This is a genomic window from Candidatus Hydrogenedentota bacterium (assembly GCA_035416745.1).
Lineage (GTDB): Bacteria > Hydrogenedentota > Hydrogenedentia > Hydrogenedentales > SLHB01 > UBA2224.
The window spans coordinates 1-23,140 of the sequence record DAOLNV010000011.1 but is presented as its reverse complement, the minus strand read 5'-3'; the positions used below and the strand labels follow the sequence as shown (position 1 = coordinate 23,140).

Here is a 23,140-nt window from a genome sequence, read left to right as displayed (position 1 = left end):
GGAGCGTTTCCCAATGGATGAGACGGTTGGCAAACGTGCCCGTGACCGCTGCCGGGTGCAGGCGCATGGTCATGTCGTCCTGTATCTCGTAAAGGCCAATCCCTTGCCCGCTGATATGGGCGACGTAGCCGATGGCCCAGAGACGATCGGCCCAAGGGATAAGCGCGCCGATGCCCGTCTCGCTGCGGCTCCCCGCGCCGGGCGCGAAGACCGTCATGTTGGGGAAGACGCCATCTACCTGGATGGGGGTATTCTCCGCAGCAAGAGCGGCCGCGATGCACAACGTCGAGCTCACAAGACAAACGAATACGCGCATGGCCATACCTCCGGATACCGAAAACCCTTCCACACCTCGCGGCAGGCATAGTAGGCGCCCGGGCGCGAATCATCAAGACCCGGCAGACGGGCATGCATGAAGAGCCCGGAGAAACAGGGAAGAAATTTGACTTTTCATCCCTGGAAAAAGGATACTTTCCCCGTGTGCGATGCGAGGGCTTCGCGGAATTTTGTGTGAATATTAGGGGCCGTTCATGCGTCCCTTTTGCGGGTAAACTGTGGGCTGAAAGCCTTGAATTCAAGGAGGTTACGAATGAAATACGCAATGGTCACCCTTTTCGTCGCGGCGATGCTGTTCGCCATGACGTCCGCTCCGGCGTTTGCTGGCGAGGAGCAGGCGCCCCTCAAGATAGAATTGCCCGAAAAGTCGTTCATGGGCACCCCGCTGGATTACTGGTCGGAGATTCTGGAGTTCACCTACAAGGCGCGCGAACCTTTCATGGCCCCGGTGGGCGCCGAACTCGTGTCCAAGGGCAAGCCGGTCACCAGCAGCGATAAAACCCCCTCGATGGGCAAGCTCCCCATGATCACCGACGGCGACAAGGGTTTCCAGGAAAAGAGCCTCGTGGAACTCGACAAAGGGCTCCAGTGGGTGCAGATTGATCTGGAGAAGAAACACAAGCTCTACGCGATTCTCGTGTGGCATTTCCACACCTCCGAGCGCGTGTACCACGATTTCGTGGTGAGAGTGGCCAATGACCCTGATTTCACGCAGGACGTGGTAACCCTCTACAACAACGATCACGACAATTCGGCGGGCCTCGGCGCTGGCAAGGACAAGGAATATGTCGAGAGCAACGAAGGCCGCCTCGTGGACGCCAAAGGCACGGAGGCACGGTATGTGCGCCTCTACAGCAAGGGCAACACCTCGAACGAGCGCAACAACTACGTCGAAGTGGAAGTGTTCGGCATCCCCGCCGAATAACGGCCGGACTTCCATTTAGCCGAAGCAATACCGCATACTCGTCCCACCGTCTTGCCTGCGCGCATGACGGTGGGACTCCTTTTTGGGGGATGCGGACCGGCTGAGCCGCAACATACTGCGAATGCGCGGGTCCGCGATGGCAGGAAGATGGAACTCGCTGCACAAACTGATCAGAAGAAACTCGCGTGGTGGTTCATTGCGGGGTTCGTGGCAGTGGCGGCAATCGCCGTTGCCTACCGCGTGCCGCGCCTGGGCGAACGCACGTTTCATGGCGACGAAGCGGTTCAGGCGTTCAAGGCGGGCCAGGAACTCTACGAAGACGGCGAGTACGAATACAATCCCGAGGAGTATCACGGGCCTACGTTGTATTACCTGACCGTACCCGCCCTGTGGCTGAGCGGCATCAAGCATTTCGCCGATTCAACCGAGGTGCATTACCGCATCGTGCCGGTACTGTTTGGATTGGGAACGGTGTTGTGCCTGTGGTGGGCACGCGACGGGCTGGGGCGGCGCGCCACCCTCATCGCGGGACTGTTGACGGCCCTCTCGCCCGCGATGGTCTATTACAGCCGGTACTACATCCAGGAATCGCTGCTGGTCTTCTTCACATTCGCCACGCTCGTGACGGGATGGCGGTATACGCGCCGCAGAAACGTGGTATGGGCCGCTCTCTGCGGAGCGTCTCTCGGAATGATGCACTCGAGCAAGGAGACCTGCGTAATCTCGTACTTCGGGGTCGCTGTGGCGTTCATGCTGACCCCCCTCTGGGCGCGGCTCCACGACGAAGAGCACCCTCTCAACCGCGTTTTCCGAAGGGGCGAGTCCGAGGATTTGCGGCCGCGCCTGGCACGGCAGATCGTGGCATTCGTCGCGGCGGGCGCCCTGGTGTCGATGCTGATGTTCTCGTCCTTCTTCACCAACCTGCAGGGCATCATCGACTCGGTCATGTCGTACACGGTCTACGTGCAGCGGGCCGTCGAAGCGGGTATTCATCACCATCCCGCGACGTATTACCTGCACCTGCTTCTCTACACCCACCGGGCCGCGGGGCCGGTATGGAGCGAGGGGTTGATCGTGGGGCTGGCCCTCGTCGGCGCGGTCAGCGCGCTGATGCGCCACGACCGCGACAACAAACCCGGGAACGTCCATTTCCTGAGGTTCGTGACCGTCTATACGATTACGACGACGATCGTGTACTCGAGTATCAAATACAAGACGCCGTGGTCGATCCTGTGCAGCCTGCACGGGATGATTCTGCTGGCGGGCGCGGGCGCGGTCGTGCTGCTGCGTATCATGCCGTGCTGGCCCAAGAAGGCGGGGACGTTACGGTACGCGCCCAAGGTGTTCGCCGGGCTCGTGCTGGCGGCGCTTGCGATCCAGCTGGGGTGGCAGTCCTACCTGGCCAATTTCGATTACTACGACGACCCCCGAAATCCTTATGTGTACGCGCATGCCGTGAGCGGCGTGCGGGACCTGGGCGAACGCGCCGACGCCATCGCGCAATATGCCCCCGAGGGACACGGCATGCTGATTCGCGTCATCACGCCGGGGCTCAATTACTGGCCGCTGCCGTGGTACCTGCGAAGATTCCCCAATGTGGGATACTGGCAGGAAGTGCCCGAGAACTGCGATGCGCCCATGATAATCACCACCGCGAAGCTCGCTCCCGAGGTATACGCCCGGTTAAAGGACGAGTACCAGTCTGAAAACTACGGTCTGCGCCCCGGCATAAGGCTGGTTGCGTTTATCCGGCGCGATCTGTGGGATGCGTTCATGGCGCCCCGCATGTAGCGGCGGAGTCAAGGCAAAAGAACGCCTCGCCGCTGCGCAGCTGCACTCAACGTGCAAACCTGGCCGGAAAAGCCAGACGGGCCAAACGGTTTGTCTTGTGCGCCGCCGTCGCCGCATCGCCGTCCGCGGCGGGCAGCCCATTCCCGTGGCGGAGCAGTTTCCTCAGCGTAAGCCGGGCATTACTGAGGCCGGTTCCCGAACAGTTGAATTGCGGCGGCCGATTCTGGTCCAATGCGGGCCGAAAACGTCGCTGGAAAGGCCCGAAGATCCATCCTGAATCCATGTACCTTCGATAGCGAAGACACGCTGAGGCGCTTCTTGGGGCCCGTGTGCATGGTTTTTCGAGATGCCCTTTTGGGGACACAGAACCTGTCGGCAAAGCACGCGGCGCGCGCGAGAAAGCGGATGCCGCGGCAGAATCGGGAGCGGAAAGAACATGATGCGATTCACTGCCATCCTGGTAATGGCATCCGCCGCGTATGCGGGTGCCGCACCGTCCGATGCGCGCGTTGACGCGCTCAAGACTGAAGTTGCCGCAAAGGGCTGGATCGTGTACGGCGCGCGAAGCGACAACGGCACCTGGGACCTGTTTCTGTCGCGGCCCGACGGGACGGGCAGGCGCAACATCACCAATACGCCGGATTTCGAAGAGGCGGCGCCGCGCTTCTCCCCGGACGGCTCCAGGCTGCTCTACCGCCGTCTCGAAAAGGGAACCACCATCGACCACGACCGTTGGGGTTTTCAGGGCTGCCTGGTCATTGCGAACGCGGATGGGTCAAATCCCCAGGTCGGCAAGGAGGGCGCGGCGACCTGGGCATCGTGGTCGCCTGACGGAAAACAGGTTGCCTGTCTCGACAAGAAGGGCATCTATGTGCTCGATTGCGAGAGCCGGGAGGCGGTGCGCGGCCCCATAAAACGCCAAGGCATTTATCAGCAGTTGTTCTGGTCGCCCGATGGAAAATGGTTTTGCGGCGTGGCGAATATTGGCGGCGAATCGTGGACAGTGGTCCGGATGAACGCCGAGACCGGCGAGATGAACGCGGTGCGCAAATTCCAGAATTGCACGCCCGACTGGTTTCCGGACTCCCAGAGGATTATCCTCTCGTCCCGCCCGGCCGGCCAGAAGGTCAACGAAGGGTACGGATATACCCAGTTGTGGGCAGTGGACGGCGCGGGCGGCAACGATCAGCTGCTTTACGGAGAGGAAGGATTCCATATCTACGGAGGCGCGGTATCGCCGGATGGCGCCTATGTGCTGTTCTCGACGTCGCCGAAGGACGGGTCCGGCGCCGAAAATGCCGGGGGGCAGATTTACATTATGCGGTTAGCGGACGCGCCGACGATAGCAGGCGAGAGCGCGGAACTCCGCCAGCTTCACCCCGCCACGAAGGACGGGCCGGTCCTTTTCCTGGCCCAGGGTTGGGAACCCCACTGGACCTGCGCGGAGATAGGAGTCAAGCAATGAGCAATGGGGCATGGCGCATTGCACGGTGCGCGGCCGTGTGCGGCTTTGTGCTGGCGTGTGTTTCTTGCGGGGCGGGGGATGGAACAGGCGAAGACGAACACGTCACCAGCATGGGCACGGTCGAGGTGACGGCGGAACTCGTCGAAATACCCGGCGAACTGATCGACCGGCCCATGTACGACTATGCCCACGTCATGAAATACAAGGTGCTCAGGGTACACCGGGGCGGCGACATCGGCGAGTTCATCTACGTCGGTCATTACAACCCGTTGAAGCCGCGCGACGCGGCGGCTGACGCGCGGGTGCCCGAAGTGGGAGGCAATGTAAGGTCGTTTCGCGTGGGCGATATTCACCGTATGGCCCTCGAGTTTCCGATCGACGAGTGTTTCATGGGAGGCATCATCAACGAGTACCACGAGCAGGGTGTCTCGCCAATCTATTGGGCCGTGTGGACAAACCGGGCGGACCGCCCCTGATTCATGGTATTCAGTTCCTACATTTTCGTCTTCTACTTCCTGCCAGCGGTGGTGTTTCTTTACTATGCCTTTCCGTGGAAGCGCAACGTGCTTCTGCTCTGCGTGAGCTATATTTTTTACGGGTGGTGGGACCCGCGTTTCGTCGTGCTCATGTTTCTGGCAACGCTGGTCAACTACGTCTGCGGGGGGATCATCGCGAAATCCGAGAAGGGCTCGAGAAGTCGGCGCGCCGCGCTTGTGGCCGCTGTCGTGCTGAGCCTCGGTATGCTGGGCTTCTTCAAATACTTCATGTTTGCGCAGAACAACTTGAACGCGTTGCTGGTCTTCTTCGGCGGCACGCCCCTCCCGGTCTGGGAAATCGTTCTGCCCATCGGCATCTCGTTCTTCATCTTTCAGAGCCTGAGCTACTCGATAGACGTGTATCGCGGAGAATCTCCTCCTGTGCGGTCGTTGTCGGATTTCGCGTGTTTCGTAGCGCTTTTCCCGCAACTGATCGCCGGGCCGATCGTCCGGTATAACACCATTGCGGACCAGTTGGTTGAGCGCGAGCACAGCCTGGACAAGTTTGCGTGCGGCACCGCCCTCTTCATCCTGGGATTCGCCAAGAAGATCCTGCTTGCCAATACCATTGGCGCGGTGGCGGACGCAGTCTTTGGCGCGGAATCGCCGGGCTGTCTGGATGCCTGGTTTGGCGTTTGCGCTTATGCGTTCCAGATCTACTTCGATTTCTCCGGGTACTCCGACATGGCCATCGGGCTCGGGCGCATGTTCGGCTTCGAGTTCCTCCGCAACTTCGACTCGCCGTATCACGCCGACAGCATCACCGACTTTTGGCGGCGCTGGCACATTTCTCTTTCCACGTTTCTGCGCGACTACCTCTATATTCCTCTTGGCGGAAACCGGAAAGGCCCCTTGCGCACCTATGTCAACCTTACAATAGTGATGTTGTTGGGGGGATTGTGGCACGGCGCGAGCTGGGTGTTCGTGATCTGGGGCGCGTACCATGGGCTCTTGCTGGCATTCGAGCGGTGGCGCGGGAAAGAGAGCGTGTACGCCAAGCTGCCCAAACAGCTCCGGGTCGGCATCACATTTGTCCTGGTGCTGTTCTCGTGGGTCCTTTTCCGGTGCCCGACCCTGAGCGGGGCGGCGACGTATTTCAAGGCCATGTTTGGAGCGTCGGCCGCGCACGGAGGCTCGATTCTTCTTGCCGGCGAACTGTACACGCGGGGAAACCTGATCATCATGGCCATCTGCGCGTTGGTGGCGTTTCAGCGGGTACAGGCATTCGATTGGGTGAAGCGCATGTCGTGGCCGCGGATGCTGCTTGTCCTCGTAATCTTCATGCTTTCATTGACGACCATGTTTGTGCAAGCGTTTAACCCGTTCTTATACTTCCAATTCTGAGATTGGAGAAGGAAAGGAGCGCGTACATGTCTTACGGCCGGGCACTCAGCATCGCGCTCACGGCAGCGTTTCTGCTGATCATTTTTGGCGTGCCCCTGAGCCAGGCCGCCTTCGAGATGGTTCGGGGAGAGCGGCCCCAGGCGCTTGAACTGGTTCTGCATCTGCCGACAAAAGACAATCTTCGCCTGTTCGAGAAAGAGATGGACCGCGCCTCCTGGGCAGTGCAGCTGTCGCGCCCCTGGATGCAGTTTCTGCAGTTCACCGTTCTCGGCCATGCCGGCAGGGACGCGCTATACGGCCGGGATGGCTGGTTCTTCTTCCGGCCGGGCGTACGTTACTTGATCGAACCGCTGCCCGTACCCGGCAAGGATGCCGATCCGCTTGCGGCCATCCTGGCGTTCAAGAAGGAGCTCGATTCGCGGGGAATCGCGCTGCTTGTGGCGCCTGCCCCCGGAAAGGCCAGCATATACCCCGAACAACTGACCCGTCGCGCGAAAAACCTGGCCGAACCCGTGAACCCGCGCACCCGGGCACTGATTGCACGGCTCCGTGAATCTGGCGTCGACGTGGTGGACTTGTTTGAGCTGTTTGGCGAGAGCGGCCGCTCCGGCCTCTACCTGGCACAAGACTCGCACTGGTCGCCGGCCGGCATGGAATTCGCCGCCGAGACAGTGGCCCGCTACGTGCGCGAGCAGGGATGGCTCGCTCCGGGCGGCGTGTCGTACTCCGAGCGGCCCGCGCCCGTCGAACGGCTGGGCGACCTGCTCCTGATGATGCAGGCGCCGCCGGTCGAGCGCCTCTTCGAGCCGGAGCGCGTGGATTGCCGCCAGGTGGTCCGTGACGATTCCGGGGAACTGTACGAAGACGACCCGGCCTCGCCGGTCCTCGTGTTGGGCGACAGTTTCCTCCGGATATACCAGCTTGACGAACCGCGCGCGGCGGGGTTTTCCGCACACTTGGCGCGGCATCTGGGGATGCCCGTCGCGTCCGTCATCAACGACGGGGGCGCTTCCACGCTTGTGCGGCAGGAGCTGGCGCGCAAACCGGAGCTGCTGGTCAACAAACGGGTCGTGATCTGGGAATTCGTCGAGCGCGACATCCGCTTCGGAACCGAAGGGTGGCAAATAGTGCCGTTACCGCCGGCATCTTGAAATCGTGAACATGTGCCAGGCGCCGTCCCCGGCGCGGCTGCGTGTGCCCGATTTCCGGCTCGCACAGGGAGCTTTGCCTATGACACGGCTACTCGGTTGGGCCGCGGTTGGCATAAGCCTGGTTGTCGCTTGTGTGTGGGCGTACTGGGGCATCATCGAGAACTTCCATGAGGGGTGGTGCGCGAAGACCCTGGCGGGCAATCTCGTCATGTCGGCCAAGTTTCTCGGTCCGATGCTGGTGACGCTGGCCCTGGGATCCGGGGCCATCCGGTTCCCGAGAGCGTTTGGTTTGGCCCACGCCTTTCTCGGCATAGCCGTTGTCCTATGGTGGATGTGCCAACGGTGGCCTGTCACGCCCGTCTTCCTTCTTGACATCTTTACGCTGAGCGGTTTTCTCGTTGCCGGGGTGGGTGCCATGTACTACTTCGGCCGGCCCACTCCGAGCAAATGGGCGTATGCGGTCCTGTTGATCCCGCCCCTCATCATCGTTGCCGCCGGCTCGATCGAACCGGCGTGGCGCATTGCCCACCGCGTCGACGACGGCATCCTGTCCGCGCGCATAGTGGACGCCAACGGCGTCCGCCTCCTCTGGGCCCCGGAAGGGCCCGGCTGGCCCCAGACCGGGTGCGACTGGTTTGAAGCGCAGCGCCGCTGCCAATACCTCTCCGGCGACGGCTCAAGGCTCGATGACGAAAAGCACGATTTCTGGCGTTTGCCCACCACCGCCGAGGTGGTCGCGTCGCTCACGCGGGCCGGAGTCAACGCCGGCGGTACATGGGATCCCGCCGCACAGCGCGCCACATACCGCATTCGCCCGGACAAAGAGTCGCCCCTGTGGATTCCAACCTCCCGGATCATCTACTTCTGGACTGCCGACGAAGTGGATGCCGAGTTCGCACGGTTCGTGGCTGCCAACGGATACGTCGGAAAACGCCCGAAACGTCTCGGAATGGGCTCCCACGCGTTCCGCGCGGTCCGAGAGACCCCGGCCGCTGAAGCGTCAGGGCCCCAGGAGCCTTGAAAGATGGTCAAACCAGTTCTCTCATCGTGCTGCCCGCCGGACGGGGAGGCGGTCACCTGTGGAAATGGAATGGACCGGGCCTCACCCTTCTCGAGGAATGCGTGAACCCGTGGCTCAGTTGAAAGGCTACCGAGCCGGGCCCATCCTCTCCGCTATCACTCGTCCCTGGTCGGGTCCGAGAGTTGTCGGTTCGTGCGTCCCGGGTTTGCGGTTGCCTGCGCGGACGATCACGACGGGCCTGTTGTGTGTGCGCACACGCGCAACCACCTCCGCGGTCCCGCCATGTCCCTGGGATTCGCGGCCGTCCCAGAGCGCCAGCAACACGTCGCAGTTGTCGGCGACATAATGGCCGGCGGCAGCGTACGCTCCGTTGCGCGTTTTTGCGGGCGGCAACTCGACGACGGAATCCGCCCGTTTGAGCAGGCCGAGGAACTCCACTTTGGAACACTCGGAGTCGAAATCTCTCAAGTACTCTTTAACCGAAAGTGGAAGGGGCACGATCAGGCCGGCGCCGGACCTCAGCAACGCGTGTTGGGCGGCCAGCCGGTCTGCTCCTTCGGCGAGCGATGACAGCACTACGATGCGTCTGTCGGGGAACGCCTGCTGAATCGTGTCCAGAGCTTTCTCGAGGCCGGCGTGCAGCTTGTCGAAGTCGGCAAGAATGCGGTGGCCCGTGATCCCCACACGGAGGGCGTCGTGGACACCATCCTGGCGGCCGGTGGTTTTGTGCCGGAGGTTATCTTGCATTGCCGGGGCTGGGGCGTTCGACCTTTACGATGGCATATCCGGCCCGGGCCAGGATGCCTGGAATGCCGCGTATGAGGTCACGGTCTATCTGGCGGATCTCGTCGGGCACCTGTTCCCATGGCACGAGGTAGGGGTTCCGCATCGGGTCTTCCTTCGTTGGTTCTCCCAGAGTGTAGCCGTTCGCGAGCCTTTCCTCCATCCATAATTGGTGCTCCAGTTCCGCCAGTTCCTCCAAATCTTCCCCGGGGAAGGTCAACGGCGTCTCATTGCTGCGCGAAGGCAGCATCACGTAACCGGCCGCTGCCAGTTTCCTGGGGATGTTCCGGACGGTCACCCGGTTTGCCTGTTTGTAGGTTTCGGCCAATTCATGGTAAGGCACCAGGAGGGGATGAATCTCGCGCTCATCGTCGCGCACGGGCCCACATTTCCACCCGTCGCGCAGCTTGCCTTCGCAGTAAGCATCATGGGCTGCCGCCGCAAGCCGTTCCAGCAAGTCTTCCTCGAGCTCGATCTGCTGCACGGGGCTCATAATCCTCCTCGCACCGGGCCTGTTACCTCCCGGCGTCCTCGTTGGTTGCCGCGCTGTCCGCCGGGCTCAATGTCTGGATTCGAACAACCTTCTCGCCGATCAGCTCGAGAAGCTGGGGAATTTCTCGCACCGTGCAGCGGTCGTACTCTTTGATGTTCTCAGGAAGCTCTTCCCATGGGACGAGATAGGGGCTGGTCTTCTTGCTCACCGACTTGGGTCCGAGCGTCCAACCAGCAAGAAAACGCTCCGCGTTCCATCGGGAATGCTCCATGTGCGCCAGAATTTCGACTTCCTGCTCCTCGAATTCCTCGACAGGCGTCCCCGCGTGTTCCCGCGGTGCGCTGATGCAGCCGACCGCGCGAAGCTTGACCGGGATATGGTCGGCTTGCTGGCGGTTGGAATCCTGTAATTGCGGGTCGAGGTCATCCCACGTGGGGACCGGTTCCTTGGTGCTGGTTTTGCCCGGCGCGGCATTCGCCGCCACGTACGCGCGGTAGCGTTCATGGGTTGCGCGGGCCAGCCGATCGAGGTCCTCGTGGAGCAGAACCTGCGCAGTGCAACAACGCCTGATGACGCCAAAGGAGTGCAGGTTCTCCAGGGACTCGGGATGGTAAATCTCCTGGTTGAGAACATTCGCCAACCCTAACTCCTCGGCAGTCCGGATGAAAATGGGAACTCTGACGTCAGCGAGATGGTGCAGAATGCTCAACGCCAGCAGTGTAGCGCGGGAGTCGTCATCGAGGCTGATGACAACCGCCGTGAGCGCGTTCTTGTCGGAAGCCCACGCCTTGATCCTCTCCAGGACGTCCAGGCTTTCCGCATCTTCGCTGACAAAAGAGAGCCGGCACGCTTTATCGAATTGAGGGTATCGACCGTAGAATATTCTCCTCTTGGGATCGGCCCGCCGGTCGATCACGGTCACCCGGGGCTTCTTGCCGTTGGCGAAGTGGGCCTCCTTGGCTGTTTGCAGGGTGAGGCTCTGTCCCATAAGGCCAAAGCCGACGACCACGAGGTGCACTTCGCGAGGATCTCCCGCGCGAATGAGCCCACGGTCCAGAGGATACTCCAGAGACATCAGGCGCGCCGTGTTCTCATAGATATTGAACACGGTCACGTCGACCGGCGTGTCCTTCTCTCTGAAAAAGTCCTGCGTCGTCAACAGGGCGCACAACTTCAGGCTGACCACATGAATAATGCATTGGACTGGCGAAACGAACGGAGAAGCTTTGTTTCGCGCAAGCTCACAGGTCAACGATGCGATCGCGATGTTCGTCAGGTCGTCGCCGGCAACGCCTATCACGTACTTTGCCCGGCAAGGACGCGCTTTACGCAACGTGCCGCGGTCCGCCGCATCACCTATCAGAACGAAAACGCCCGCTACCTTGCATGCGCCAATCCGGCTGTTGGACGGGTCCAACTCCAGAGCGACCACGCGAAGGCCTTGTGCCCGGAAATCCTTGGCCAATTGAAGCCCCTTGCGTCCCAGCCCGCAAATCACCACATGGCCGCGCAGAAAGCGCAAGCGCAGAGCCAACAGCTGCTCGCCGAAGATAGCCGCTAACGCCTTCACCAAAGCCCATGCCGGCACGATTGGAGCGAGAAAGCGGGCCGCCTCGAGTTGCCACGGGGGAGCCGGCACCGCCCCGGATTCGATCGTGAAAAGCTGCAGGACAAGATAGGTCAGGTCGAGGAACGACCGTGTTTCGCCCCGGTCCGCGAAGTGTTTCCCGAACCCCCAATAGCCCAGCACGATGGCCGCCGCGCCCATGGCCCCCATGGCAAGCCATTGCCACCAACGGTGAAACGAAGACACGGGCTCTTCCCCGTGCGGCCGTCCATTGGTAGCTATCGTCATTGCGCCCAGATACCTTCGCGGTTAGCACACGCCCCTTGCCCGATACGGCGACAACTGCCGCAAAGAACATAGCACTTCAGCGCGGCGATATGGAAGCCATGAGGCAATTGTCACGCCATCCAATGCCGCCACGCCATGCAACAGGAAACCCCCTCTGGCTTGTGTCTCCCGCGGCCGCCTTGTTGCGCGGGGTACTATCGTCCGGCCTGGAAATCCGCCCATGCCCGGTCGAGGAAATTGTCCGGCCCGGACGCGAACACGCGGGTCGACTTGGTATTGGCGGCGTCGTTGGGGTGCGAGTCGCCTGCGGCTCCGCCGAATTCCTCGCGCAATTGGTTGGGGTGCGAAGCCGCGTCCGCCGGGGCCGCCAGCAGCTCGAACCAATCGAACACCGCGACGTTGTGGAGCCCCGTGGCGCTCAGGTAGCCGGGCAGCCATTCCTTTTTGAGCCAGTTGTTGAACGCGCGGGCGTTTGCCGCAATCTGGGCGTCGGTCTCCTGCCAACACTCGGGGGGCGCGGTCACCGCGACAAACAGCGTGTCGGGGTGCTGCGCGAAGAGGTCTCCCAGCGCCCGGTATTCGTGACCCTCGTGTTCGTAGGTCTTCCCCGCTCCGCCGGGGTGCCGGTACACCGCCTTGTAATTGGCCAGCGTCTTCCAGTCGCTGAACGGATCGCCCGGCCCGGGATCGCCTGCTTCCACGTGACTGTTCGGGAAACAACTCTTAAAGATGACGATGCGGTTGACGCCATCCCTGCAGCCGTGCGTCCGCACGGATTCCAGATAGTCATTGAACCACAGAATCCAGTGATGCATATCGGTCAGCTCGCCGGTAACGGGCCCCAACGAGTCCGGTCTCCCGGGATCGGGGTCCACGTCGACGCCGTAGGTGATATCGTTGCGTTCATCAATGTAGTCCTTGGCCAGCAGGGCTTCGTGGAGCCCGCTGTTCAGCCAGTTTTCGCCACAGGAGTGATGGATGAACACGGCGTCATCACTCGTATTCTTGTCCTTGTCTTCCTCCATGGCGGGCGTTTCGGGGGGCGTTTCTGCGGGCGTTTCGGCGGGTGATTCCTCGACGGGTTGCGCTGCGGGTTCCGCCGGTTCTTCAATGGCGCTTTGAGAGGCAGGCTCCGACGTGACCTTGATGCACTCCTTCTTGGTCTGGGTCTGCGTCTTTCCATCCGCAAACGTAACTGTCAGCGACACCGTATACGTGCCGGGACTCGCATACTCGTGGGTGGTGTAGTCATCGGTACTGGTTGTGTCATCCCCAAAATCCCATTGCCATGCGGTGATGGTATTTATGACCGCATCGTCGCCGAAATAGTGGAAATGCACCTCGAGCGGGGCCGCGCCGGTATCCGGCGCGCCGTAGAAATCCACCGTTGCCGCGTCCGCGCCGTAGACCAGCAAAAACCCCGCTATCCAGACAACAACCGCCGCGCGACCGAGCGCTGAAAGAGCCGACTTGTATGAACACATGATTTGCTCCTCATGCTGGAGCCACCCCAGCGTTCAAACACTCCCATATCCCAACCGCCGCAACCTTACCATCAGCATAACACAGCGCGGCGCGGCCAAAACCAACGATCGGGACAGGAGAGCACGCCGCCGGGTGAGCACATCCAGCCCGGCAGCGCCCGGCCAGAGTTCCCCCCGCTCGAATTGGACCGATGCGTCTGATTCATCTCATGGGGCCGGCCCTATGGCGCTATCGTGACCGGCGGGGGCGCCGGTCCCACACGAGGAGGAGCGAGGGCGCCGGTCTCACGCAGATAGGCGGGAAGCCTGCACTCCAACGACCGGTGGAGGCATGGGTTCTCCGGAGCGCCAACGCCTGCGGCATGGGTTCTCCGGAGCGCCGACGGGGTAGACGGCAGAAGAATGCCGAGCTGGCGCTCGGCGCTCCCAGGGGCGCCATCTCCTTGCCGTGGTTAGATAACCCCGCCAACGGCGCACGGCATGGGTTCTCCGGAGCGCCGAAGGCGCGTACTATACCAGCCTGGCCTGAAGGGCCAGGTGATGGGATTCAAAACAGGCAAGAGGGCTGAAGGCCCGAAACATATTGGGGATTGAACGGCCGCACGACGTAATGTTCCGGGCCTTCAGCCCGGTGAGGATTTTTGGGGGGCCGGTTTCCTTGGCCTTCAGCCAAGGCTGGTATGTTACGCGCCGTTGGCGCTGTATCGGACTGTTGTGTCCCAGGCGGAAATGTCTCAAGAGCGGGCCGGGATATCTGCCGGGTCCACATCGTCCGCGAACTCCCGACCGGCGGGGGCGCCGGTCCCACACAAGCAGGAGCGGGGGCGCCGGTCTCACACGAGGAGGCGGCAGCCCCTTGCGACAACGGCTTGTTTACGTATCGAGCCTTCAACTCTCTTGCCCTTGCGACTCGCACCCTGGGACATCGATCGTCCCCCTTTCCAGCCCCGGAGGGGCGGAAGGACGTAGCCCAGGGCCAGCCACGCGGAACGCGTGGCGCAGCCCTGGGACCCCGGCCAACCCATCCCTTCAGCCCCGCAAGGGGCGGCAGAAGCTGCCCGCCAAACCGCTGCGTGGCGAACCCAGACGTGCCATTTCCTCTCGGCCTCTTTTGGGTCCCTTTGGCCGATCAGGTCCTTTTCTGCGCCACTTTTTCCAATGGCTCTTGCGCGTTACGCGTTCTGGGGCAGATAGTCTTCGCGCACCGGCGAGAAGACCTCGACAGCGACGGATTCCTCGACAATGTCCGCGCCGTGCTCGACGTTGCCGGGAATGGTCCAGGCATCGCCGGGGCGGACATCGAAGGTGGCGCCGCCGATGTAGAGGCGGATGCGCCCCGCCGCGAGAAACCCGGCCTGTTCGTGAAGGTGGGCGTGATTGGGGAGTTTGGCGCCGGCAGCCATGCGAAACTCGACCGTGAGCGTGCGGTCACCATAGGAGATGGTCTTTATGCGGATCAGAGGAAGAACCTCTCGGTAACCTTTGTCGGAATGCGTGTAAAACATATGCGCGTTTCCCCCCTGTGGAGGCGGCTGGCGGGGCCGCTGTCAGAATTGTTTCCCGGTACCATACCACTGGCTGCCGGCGTGGTCGAGGTGAAGCACGGATACGCCGTCGAGGCGTTGTGCCTTGCCGAACCGCGCTTCCATATCCACCGCGAACCGGTAATCGGCCCCCTCGAAATGCTCATGCTCCTCGTACTTCACCGTTTCGAGGCATTTGGTCCGCACACATTGGCAATACCCGATGGGGACGCCGAAGGTTTCGCGGAGGCGGTACTCGCCCGGGCCCTTGAACAGGGCGTCCCATTCCGCGTGGGGGTCCAGTTCGCCCAGCAGGATACGCGCGGTAGTCTCGCGGCTCAACAGCTTGCGTCCTTCGGGCGCGGCGAACGCCACGTCGCCGGGCGCCTCGGCCAGCCGGGCGAACAGGTCCGGCGGCACGATGATGTCGGCATCGAGGAGAATGGTCCATTCACCGGAGGCCATTCGAACGGACTCATTGATGAGGAGGCCTTTCGAGCGCACGTTCTGCGGCGGGAACGGCGACCGGACGATGCGGAGCGCCGAGTGCACCAGCCCCATCGAGTCGAGGATGTCATCGGTTGCGTCCACGCCGGGGACGTAAGCAACGATGACCTCGATGCTGTCGAGCGGAACGCCACGCTGTGCCGCGACGGCCTTGAGCGCGGCCTGCATGCGCCGCGCGTAGCGCGTGCACACCATCACGACCGAGAACCGAATGTCCCGGGACGCAGGGCGTTCGGGCGCGCCTTCCCAGAGCTGCACTGCTTGCGTGACCACCGACCCGTCTATGTTCCAGATGCTTATCTGGGGTTCCAGGACCCCTCCCAGCCGTGCAGGCGTGTACATGCCGCGCTCAAGGACCTCCGGCCGCATCGGCACGTCGTCGCGCAACAAAACGTAGCGTCCGTCTTCGGACACATGGAGGACGAGCTTGTGTACATACGCCTCCATCGGACACAGAACTTTGCGCTGCCGGCCAAACCCGAACCCGATGTAGTCCGCCGAGCCGCCTCCGATGGTGACCGCGATGGTAAACGGGGGTTCGAGGCGTGCGAGGGGCGTGCTGAGTTTCTCCGTGTTGGTGAACGAGAACCAGCGGTTGCCGCCGGGCATCTGCATCATGGCCTGGCCCTCGACGGCGTATTCGAAAGAGTCCAATTCGCGCGTGGGCGGACGGTTGTTGACCACCTGGCGCGCTTCCTCGGCGAGAGTGGCCAGGGTTTCACTGAAATGGAGGCGGTCCCTGTCGACTTCGTCGAGATATTTTGGCTGTTCGCGGGAAGGATAACGCGAGGGTTCGTCCGATGGTTCGAAGGAGAGTCCCGTGAGAGTTCTGGAAAAGCCCTCGGCACACTCCGCACGGTTCTGTTGAGGGACCGACGCCAACGAGCGGCGCAAGGAGCGAGACGTGTCTGTCCCGAGCCCAGCATCCTTACCGATGCGCATCAGACGCGAAAAACTCTCCGAACCACCCCGGTCTTGCCTGGCTGAACGATCAGGAAGACTCTCGGGGCAAACCGCGCGGTCTTGCTTGGCAAAACCTTGGACCAGCCCCCCTTCGCCGGTTGATTCGGCGCGGCTGCGGTTGCGTCTTCGCCAGTACCTCGTGACCTTGTGCAAGGCCCAGGCGCGCGCATGGAGCCAAGGGCGGTTGATGAGCCATGGGAACAGCGCACTGTCAATGGGATTCCGGTACGACGTGTACTGGTTCAGGAGCATCAGGAGCACGAGCCGCGCGACGGTCGGACCACGGTGGTTCAGACACGCGGCGAGAGCGTATGCCTCGGCCTCGTACTGCTGGTGGTCGTTCGAGAACTGCCGCGCGGTAACGAGGTGGACCCGGTTCTCTGGCTCGACCAGACTTTCGGGCCAGAAAAGGAGGTTTGTTTCAATTCCCTGGGCGGCTACTGCATGCGCGAGCCGGTTGGCGGTCACGACGGTGGTTTCGCTGTGCGCTCCGTCGCGGCAGGGCGGCTGAGCAAGGAAGGGGTCAACCAAGGCGATGTTCACGGCCACGACGTTCGTTTCATGCCACCGTTCGGCAAGGTGCGCCGCGGCATCGGCGTCGAACGAAAACGGGGCCTGCACCTGGAGGCGCACTGCCAGCCCGGACTCTTTTGCCGCGTCCAGCCATTGGGCTGCAGCCGGCGCGGCAACGTCGGGAGGGCTCAGGAATACGTCCAACAGACCGTGTTGTTTGAGTGCCCCCAGATCGGGCGGCGGCTGAGCGCACGCCGTCCGCAGCGAGATGCGCGCATCGAGTTGCTCGCCGCGTTCGAGCAGCGGTTCGAGTCCGGTTGGCGCTTCGCCCCGAAGGAAGACGTCGATCTTGTGCGTCTGAAATCCAAGGCGGCTGAGCCGCAGCCAGCGCATGACGTCTACCGCAGTGAACGCCCGGCCCCGCGCGTTTTGCAGCAGGACAAGGCCCCGCACCGATGGCAGGCGCTGTTGCCCCGAGATCAGTTCCACGTGCGACACGCAATCCCTCGCGCGCGCCGGCGGAAATGCGCCGGCGCCTTGTACCACCCGTTCGGGTTACTCATCCAACACGATTAACGTGTTTTCAAGCTCGTTGACGTCGTCCTGCGCGCGGGGAAGCACCCTGCCCAGGGCTTCGCCGGCGTCGTGGATGACGTTGCAGAGGCTTTCGGCTCTTGTCCCGTTCCGCATGCCCTCGGTCAGTCTTGCGCACAACTCGTTGAGGGCGCTTTGGCCAAGTTTCTGGAGGACGGACTCGTCCCCGAGCACGGCAGCCATCCGCTCGAAAACCGAGAGGTACACGAGCAGTCCCGTAGCGCCTTCCGTGCGATGGATGCGGTTGTCGAAGAACACTTGGCGGGCGCGCAAGGCAACCTCGTCGCGCAGTTGATTTCGCGGCGTGAACAGGCGCCGCAGACTGCCGAAAGAACTGGCCGCGGCGGCGCCGGTGACGAAACCCAGCACCAGCGCAACGAGGATGGCCGGCAGTTCCAGCGTACCCCATTGGAACCCCCAGCCCGATTCCGGTTCCGGCGCCCCGCGGAACAACAACCATGCCACGGCGGCCGCAACGGCGCCGCACCATAAACCCACGATATCTTCGGGCCGATCATACCGGCCAGAGGCGGTGGCCACGACCGGCACGATCTCGGCGGAGGTCTTCGATTCCGCCTTGGCCACGGCGGCTTCTATCTGCGCCACCTCATCTTTCGTGAAGAATGTTGAAGCCAACTGCATGGGGCACCTCCTACCACGAACCGGTGGCGCCGCCACCGCCCGAGAACCCGCCGCCGAACGAGCCGCCGCTGAATCCGCCGCCGCTCCGGCTGCTGCTGGTAAGCATGCTATACAGGATATAGCCCAGGATGCCGAAAACAACGCCCCAGAAAATCCATGCCCACCCGCTCGCGCCGCGGCGAATCAGCGACACGATGGTGAATATGGCCAGCCCGATGCCGCCGAGAAGCAGCGCGAAATGCCACCACGGCACGGGCTTTCGCGGAAGGGTGAGGCCGCGGGCCATCTTGTCCAGACTCTCGACCCCAAGCACTATGCCCTCCGAGAACTGGCCGCGTTTAAACGAGGGGATGATGTAGTCGTCCATGATGCGCTGAGCGACCTGGTCGTGCTCGTGCCCCCAGGTCGCGCCCAACTCGATACGTGCGGTGCGATCGCCCGACGATACGAGGAACAGAATGCCCGTATTCCACTCGGTTCCCTGCACTTCCTTGTACCCGATGCCCCATTGATTGAAAAGGACGGTCGCGAAGGTCTCGATCCGGATGTTGGGCGCGCCGTACTGAGCCATCGATTCGATAGTCACCACGACGATGGGGATAGCGCGTTCCGTAAGCAGTTTGTCGCAGATGGCGCGGATTTGCTGTTCGTGTTCCGGCGTGATGAGGTCCGCCTTGTCCAGGATGAAGTCGCGCTGTCCGGGCGGCTCGAGTTGAATGAATTGACCCCAAGCCGCTGCCCCAGGAATCGCCAAGGCCGCGCACAGCGCCAGCAGTCCGGCCCGGCGGTTTCTTACGGTAGGCATAGAATACCTCCCTTCGACAGTTACCCTTTCCATTAGACAAGATTACGGCCACAGGTGTCCAATCCGGGAGAAACGATGTGCGCCCATGCGCCCACTACGCGGGCCCGTAGCCCGTCTCATGCAGAAATACGAGTCATAACCGGGTTTTATTCGGCGGACACCCGGAATCCGTGGTGCGCGACGTTTCAGGGGGCCACCACGACGGTTTGACAGAGGCCGGGGGCGGTTGGCGGCCAGACCAACGTCTTCCCGTCGTTCAAGGTGGCTCTGACGCAGTACTCGAAGTCCTGTTCGCGGGCACCGGGCGGGACTGTGGCGGCGTAGATGCCGCGGGCCACATGCTGCATCGGCTGTTCCTCGAACGGCCCCTCTCCCAGCGGCCGGCTCAGCAGAGCCACCGCCTGGGGCGCTTGAGCGGCCAGCACGGTCGCGCTGACGGTGAGCGGTTCGCTGGCGAAAATGCACGTGCGGACGGTGCGCACGAAGACGCGGTCCGGGCCCCGGTACTGCTGATCAAGCAGGGCATCGGCCGGCAACGGTTCGCCCAGAAGGCCGGCAAGCTTCTCGCCAGGACCATACAGAATCTGGGGCATGCTGTGTTGCTCGAGGTTGGTGAAGTTCCCCATGCCGCCCGAGGTCGATACCGAAGCAAGCAGGTACGTGTACATGTCGCGGATACAGGCTGCGAGGCCGCGGTACGCGGGCAGGGCCTCGTCGCGGGCGATGCGCGCCTGCTCTTCCTTGCTGGCGGCCTTCTCCGTCTTGTCGATGGCTTGGGTGCTGCGATGCCACAGGCCGCGCATGCGGTCCGATTCGCGCATGTAGCGGAAGGTGTTCAGCCAGTAGTCAAAACGTCCGAGATTTCCCGCGCCGGCGACGTTCCCGCGCAGGGCCTCCAGTTCGTCGAGAAACGCGTATTCCTGCGCGACAGTCTCCCAGGGACGGCTGTCGGGGTTGAACCCGCCGGGGCCGCCCACCCAGTCCGAGGGCCGCGGCAGTTTCCCGTCGATGCGCGCGAACACGGCCGCGACTGCCGCCGCGGATTGCGGGCCAAACGACGCAGCGGCCCAATCTTCATAGAAATCGGCCGCGGGGAAGTCGCGCGGGAGCCCCGCATCGGCGCCGGCCTCGCCGCCCTTGGCCCGGCGGACCCCCTCGAGGTCCATTGCCCACGGTTCCTGGTCCCACGCGGCCTTGGCGAGCGCGGAGACGTTGGGGCCGAGGATGCGCGTGCGCCAGTGAATGCCAAGGAGGCCCGTGCACCCGTAACGGAGAGCATCGCAGGCGTCGCGCCGCATGCGGCCGACCCACAACTGCGGGCTCACCATGGCGGGGTCGTCTTCGAGCCAGGGAATAGCCCATTTCTCGCGGTTCTGGACTTCCGCGAAACCGGGCTCGAGCGGCGCGTGGCCCACGGACCGGCTGATGCAGCTCACCGGCATGCCGGGCGGCAAGACGCGGCCAAACAGAGCGCGATCATCCTGGGGTCCCAATACCCATCCGCAGGTGGCGAGTTGGAACGGCGCGTTCACTTCTTTGGCCGCGGCGATGGCGAGTTGGATATCGGCGATAGTGTTCTTCACCTGGTCCGATTGCGCTCCTTCCCAGGTCCACCCCTCCGGGGTCCAGAACCAGTAGTAATCCAGCGGGTGGGCGGCCATGATGCGTTTGAAGATGCCCGCGTACAATTCCTGGACCGCGGCAGGTTCAAGAGGGGCGTTGCCGTCATCCCCGGCGAACGGGCCCACGCCGGGACCGCCGCAATCAATGTAGACCTCCGCGCCCTGGCCCGCCACGCTGATGCCGGCAATGGCGGGATACTCGACCTGTTGGATGAAATCGATGTTAAGAACGCCGTCAGCCACGCGCACGTTCTCGAACGGGACGTCGAGGGCGGCATCCTTGCCGGCGCGGGCGTAGATGTCGAGACTATCAATGGCCGTAAGTCCCTCGAGCGTGACGCCGAACACCCGCGCACCCACGGTTCCGTAGGCCACTTCACAGAAGTGCAGGGTGACGGCATAGGAGCCTTGCGGCAATGCGATCGCGTATCCTTCAAGGTCGTAACGGACGCTCTGGTACAGGGCGTCCAGCTCCGTTCCCTCGATGGGGTCCTGGTAACTGGCCGTCTTGCCCCCGATGACCTCGAAGGTGTTCGGTCCCGAGGGAAACTGCTCGCGGACCGCGCGCGGGACGGTCAGGGGCGTTTCGGTGCCGATACACGTCTTGACCCCCAGGAACCGGGCAAACGTGAAGGCATCACGGAACATGGCCCCGGCGCGGTTGAAGACTTCGAGGCATTCCTCGGGCGTGTCCGGGCGCGGGGAAAGGCCGCGCATGATGTCCGGCCCGAAATCGTCGCGATCATATAAGGCCGCTGCTCCGGCGGGGTAGGCGCTGGTCGCCTTTGGAGAAAGGCCCCAGCCGACCGGCAGCGCCGTGTTGTAGTAGATGGCAGGGTAGCCGTGCGCGACTCGGCCGTGTTCTCGGACATCCTCGGGGCGGCCGATCCAGACCGTGGGTTCGGCGTTGGGGCGGTCTTCCGGGTAGGTGTGCAACCCGATGAAATTCATGCGGAGCTTGGGAAGCTGGCCGATGATGGCCTTATAGTCGTCGAGATTCCACCAGTCGGGTCCCTCGGGAAAATCGTGGAAGGGCTGGATGCCGCGCGTCGCGAACAGGGGGCTCTCCTCCACATCGAAATCCGGGAGTTGCCAGGGCATCCGTTCGTCGGGAACGACGTCGCCGTGCAGATAGAAGCGCACGCCGAGGAGTTCCGCGAAACGGTATGCCGCGTACAAGGTCGCCACGTCGCTCGAACCCGCGATGACCACGAGTCTGTGCGCGCCGTGAGGGACGGTCTTGATGACGTACCCCTGTTCGGCGCGCGCCTTGTCCCACGGAGCGTCGCCGGCGTCCTGCCGGGGCTGGGCAGCCGGGAGATACGTCTTCGAGCCCACCACAATGGTGTCGCTCTTTATGTTTTCGCCTTCAGCGATGGGCAGGAGCTGGCCCGTGCGCACATAGATGTAGCGCCGCGCCTCGGCGGCGGCGAATTTCACCAGGGGCGACGCGTCCGCGGGCACGGCAATCTGATTGGGGGCCGTCGCCGCTTCCCACCCGAACGCAACACACAGCGCTGCCAGCAGCACGGCCTTCCGCATGTCCCCCCCTTGGCGTCAGCGACGCGGCATCAGAATGTTTCCCAATGCAATACTTCGTTTAGTTCCCGTTTGGCGGGGCTGGGGTATTCGCCGGGATGGCCCAGAGCAACCAGGCTGACCAGCTTGTAGCCCTCAGGGGCCCCCAACATGGCCCGGATGGTGTCTGCATACGGTTTCTTGTCGCCAGCCACCCAACAGGCGCCGAGACCGTGAGCACGCGCCGCGACAAGGATGTTCTGGGTGGCAGCGGAACCATCCTCGAGATAATACTTGCTGCCTTCGCAGATTACGGCGATGCACACGGGGGCCGTCGCGATGAACTTCCCGAAATCAGTGGTATCCGCGATGTGTTTGCGCATCCCGGCGTTTGTCACCACAACGAACTCCCAGGGCTGCTCGTTCCGCGCGGTAGCCGCGAGGCGGGCACAGTCCACGATGTTTTCGATGACTTCCCTTCGCACCGGGTCCGGCTTGAAGGACCGTACGCTTCGGCGGCTCTTAAGAGCTTCAATGGCGTCCATGATCCGTGTATCTCCTCGTGCCGTCTGTGGTTCATGGTTGTGGACGGGGCGAGATTCGCATACTCAAGCCCCTCCGGTCACTAAGCACCGGAAACCAGCCTAAACACCAGACACCGGGAAGATCAAGCCAACGCCCATCCCATATCCGGACAACGTGAACCCGCGCAGCGTAACCATTTCGGCATTCGCGGTCACGGGCTGCATTTCGGCACACCCGTCAAGTCAGGGCCGCTTCCCCGTATTGCGTTACAGCGCCAACGGCGCGCAACAAACTCCCGGATTACGGCTCCCCCCGCTTCACCGCCAACCGCGCGAAACATGGTTTCTTCGGACCGCCGACGGCGCGAAACATGGGACTTCCGGAGCGCCGGCGCGGCAGATGGCAGAAGAATGCCGAGCTGGCGCTCGGCGCTCCCAGGGGCGCCATCTCTTTGCCGTGGTTAGATAACACCGCCAAAGGTGCCCGGGATGCGTCCCCCGGTCCGCCGACGGCGCGAAACATGGGACTTCCGGAGCGCCGGCGCGGCAGATGGCAGAAGAATGCCGAGCTGGCGCTCGGCGCTCCCAGGGGCGCCATCTCTTTGCCGTGGTTAGATAACACCGCCAAAGGTGCCCGGGATGCGTCCCCCGGTCCGCCGACGGCGCGAAACATGGGACTTCCGGAGCGCCGGCGCGGCAGATGGCAGAAGAATGCCGAGCTGGCGCTCGGCGCTCCCAGGGGCGC

General features: G+C 62.8%; 18 protein-coding genes. 7 read left to right on the top strand and 11 right to left on the bottom strand.

Annotated elements, in window-relative coordinates:
* Positions 1-316, bottom strand: a 316-nt coding sequence (locus PLJ71_06015) for a hypothetical protein (GenBank protein HQM48224.1), incomplete at its 3' end; no start/stop codon positions are given.
* Between the two features lie 273 nt (positions 317-589).
* Between PLJ71_06015 and PLJ71_06010 the strand changes: the two genes are divergently transcribed.
* From PLJ71_06010 to PLJ71_05980, 7 genes are all read left to right on the top strand, one after another.
* The gene (locus PLJ71_06010) at positions 590-1,261 is read left to right on the top strand and encodes a hypothetical protein (GenBank protein HQM48223.1); all 672 of its coding nucleotides are present in this window, start codon (positions 590-592) and stop codon (positions 1,259-1,261) included.
* Positions 1,262-1,408: 147 nt separating this feature from the next.
* Positions 1,409-3,052, top strand: coding sequence for a TIGR03663 family protein (locus PLJ71_06005; protein HQM48222.1), 1,644 nt, complete (start codon positions 1,409-1,411; stop codon positions 3,050-3,052).
* Positions 3,053-3,488: 436 nt separating this feature from the next.
* Complete coding sequence (locus tag PLJ71_06000) at positions 3,489-4,517, top strand: hypothetical protein (protein HQM48221.1); 1,029 nt, start codon at positions 3,489-3,491, stop codon at positions 4,515-4,517.
* On the top strand, positions 4,514-4,993 hold the full coding sequence (locus tag PLJ71_05995) for a hypothetical protein (protein HQM48220.1): 480 nt from the start codon (positions 4,514-4,516) through the stop codon (positions 4,991-4,993). The genes PLJ71_06000 and PLJ71_05995 overlap by 4 nt, the downstream gene beginning before the upstream one ends.
* Positions 4,994-4,996: 3 nt before the next feature.
* Entirely contained in the window at positions 4,997-6,397 is a 1,401-nt protein-coding gene (locus tag PLJ71_05990; GenBank protein HQM48219.1) for an MBOAT family protein, read from the top strand.
* 26 nt (positions 6,398-6,423) lie between these two features.
* Positions 6,424-7,548 (top strand): hypothetical protein, encoded by a 1,125-nt coding sequence (locus tag PLJ71_05985; GenBank protein HQM48218.1) that lies wholly within the window; start codon positions 6,424-6,426, stop codon positions 7,546-7,548.
* A gap of 79 nt (positions 7,549-7,627) precedes the next feature.
* Complete coding sequence (locus PLJ71_05980; protein ID HQM48217.1) at positions 7,628-8,569, top strand: hypothetical protein; 942 nt, start codon at positions 7,628-7,630, stop codon at positions 8,567-8,569.
* 126 nt (positions 8,570-8,695) lie between these two features.
* Here the strand turns inward: PLJ71_05980 and PLJ71_05975 are convergent, their stop codons facing one another.
* From PLJ71_05975 to PLJ71_05930, 10 genes are all read right to left on the bottom strand, one after another.
* Positions 8,696-9,316, bottom strand: a complete 621-nt coding sequence (locus PLJ71_05975; GenBank protein ID HQM48216.1) for a hypothetical protein — start codon at positions 9,314-9,316, stop codon at positions 8,696-8,698.
* On the bottom strand, positions 9,306-9,845 hold the full coding sequence (locus PLJ71_05970) for a RyR domain-containing protein (GenBank protein HQM48215.1): 540 nt from the start codon (positions 9,843-9,845) through the stop codon (positions 9,306-9,308). Before PLJ71_05970 ends, PLJ71_05975 begins: the two co-directional genes overlap by 11 nt.
* Positions 9,846-9,867: 22 nt before the next feature.
* Positions 9,868-11,700, bottom strand: coding sequence for an NAD-binding protein (locus PLJ71_05965; GenBank protein ID HQM48214.1), 1,833 nt, complete (start codon positions 11,698-11,700; stop codon positions 9,868-9,870).
* Positions 11,701-11,894: 194 nt separating this feature from the next.
* Entirely contained in the window at positions 11,895-13,184 is a 1,290-nt protein-coding gene (locus PLJ71_05960; GenBank protein HQM48213.1) for a PKD domain-containing protein, read from the bottom strand.
* 1,172 nt (positions 13,185-14,356) lie between these two features.
* Complete coding sequence (locus PLJ71_05955; protein ID HQM48212.1) at positions 14,357-14,689, bottom strand: cupin domain-containing protein; 333 nt, start codon at positions 14,687-14,689, stop codon at positions 14,357-14,359.
* 42 nt (positions 14,690-14,731) lie between these two features.
* Entirely contained in the window at positions 14,732-17,179 is a 2,448-nt protein-coding gene (locus tag PLJ71_05950) for a glycosyltransferase (protein ID HQM48211.1), read from the bottom strand.
* A 66-nt stretch (positions 17,180-17,245) separates the two neighbouring features.
* Positions 17,246-17,926: a hypothetical protein gene (locus PLJ71_05945; GenBank protein HQM48210.1), complete on the bottom strand. Its 681-nt coding sequence runs from the start codon at positions 17,924-17,926 to the stop codon at positions 17,246-17,248.
* Between the two features lie 10 nt (positions 17,927-17,936).
* A complete protein-coding gene (locus PLJ71_05940) occupies positions 17,937-18,731 on the bottom strand; it encodes a TPM domain-containing protein (protein HQM48209.1) in 795 nt (264 codons plus the stop codon).
* A 185-nt stretch (positions 18,732-18,916) separates the two neighbouring features.
* Positions 18,917-21,895 carry a malectin domain-containing carbohydrate-binding protein gene (locus tag PLJ71_05935; protein HQM48208.1) on the bottom strand — a complete coding sequence of 993 codons (2,979 nt, stop codon included), beginning with the start codon at positions 21,893-21,895 and terminating at the stop codon, positions 18,917-18,919.
* Between the two features lie 29 nt (positions 21,896-21,924).
* Positions 21,925-22,416, bottom strand: coding sequence for a nitroreductase family protein (locus tag PLJ71_05930; protein ID HQM48207.1), 492 nt, complete (start codon positions 22,414-22,416; stop codon positions 21,925-21,927).
* Positions 22,417-23,140: the final 724 nt, after the last annotated feature.

What these genes read in the sequence shown, in the direction of transcription:
- PLJ71_05960 (HQM48213.1), bottom strand. Translation starts at nt 13,184, where the DNA reads ATGTGTTCATACAAGTCGGCTCTTTCAGCGCTCGGTCGCGCGGCGGTT.
- PLJ71_05975 (HQM48216.1), bottom strand. Translation starts at nt 9,316, where the DNA reads ATGCAAGATAACCTCCGGCACAAAACCACCGGCCGCCAGGATGGTGTC.
- PLJ71_05990 (HQM48219.1), top strand. Translation starts at nt 4,997, where the DNA reads ATGGTATTCAGTTCCTACATTTTCGTCTTCTACTTCCTGCCAGCGGTG.
- PLJ71_06005 (HQM48222.1), top strand. Translation starts at nt 1,409, where the DNA reads ATGGAACTCGCTGCACAAACTGATCAGAAGAAACTCGCGTGGTGGTTC.
- PLJ71_05945 (HQM48210.1), bottom strand. Translation starts at nt 17,926, where the DNA reads ATGCAGTTGGCTTCAACATTCTTCACGAAAGATGAGGTGGCGCAGATA.
- PLJ71_05985 (HQM48218.1), top strand. Translation starts at nt 6,424, where the DNA reads ATGTCTTACGGCCGGGCACTCAGCATCGCGCTCACGGCAGCGTTTCTG.
- PLJ71_05965 (HQM48214.1), bottom strand. Translation starts at nt 11,700, where the DNA reads ATGACGATAGCTACCAATGGACGGCCGCACGGGGAAGAGCCCGTGTCT.
- PLJ71_05995 (HQM48220.1), top strand. Translation starts at nt 4,514, where the DNA reads ATGAGCAATGGGGCATGGCGCATTGCACGGTGCGCGGCCGTGTGCGGC.
- PLJ71_05980 (HQM48217.1), top strand. Translation starts at nt 7,628, where the DNA reads ATGACACGGCTACTCGGTTGGGCCGCGGTTGGCATAAGCCTGGTTGTC.
- PLJ71_05955 (HQM48212.1), bottom strand. Translation starts at nt 14,689, where the DNA reads ATGTTTTACACGCATTCCGACAAAGGTTACCGAGAGGTTCTTCCTCTG.
- PLJ71_05930 (HQM48207.1), bottom strand. Translation starts at nt 22,416, where the DNA reads ATGGACGCCATTGAAGCTCTTAAGAGCCGCCGAAGCGTACGGTCCTTC.
- PLJ71_05935 (HQM48208.1), bottom strand. Translation starts at nt 21,895, where the DNA reads ATGCGGAAGGCCGTGCTGCTGGCAGCGCTGTGTGTTGCGTTCGGGTGG.
- PLJ71_05970 (HQM48215.1), bottom strand. Translation starts at nt 9,845, where the DNA reads ATGAGCCCCGTGCAGCAGATCGAGCTCGAGGAAGACTTGCTGGAACGG.
- PLJ71_06000 (HQM48221.1), top strand. Translation starts at nt 3,489, where the DNA reads ATGATGCGATTCACTGCCATCCTGGTAATGGCATCCGCCGCGTATGCG.
- PLJ71_05940 (HQM48209.1), bottom strand. Translation starts at nt 18,731, where the DNA reads ATGCCTACCGTAAGAAACCGCCGGGCCGGACTGCTGGCGCTGTGCGCG.
- PLJ71_06010 (HQM48223.1), top strand. Translation starts at nt 590, where the DNA reads ATGAAATACGCAATGGTCACCCTTTTCGTCGCGGCGATGCTGTTCGCC.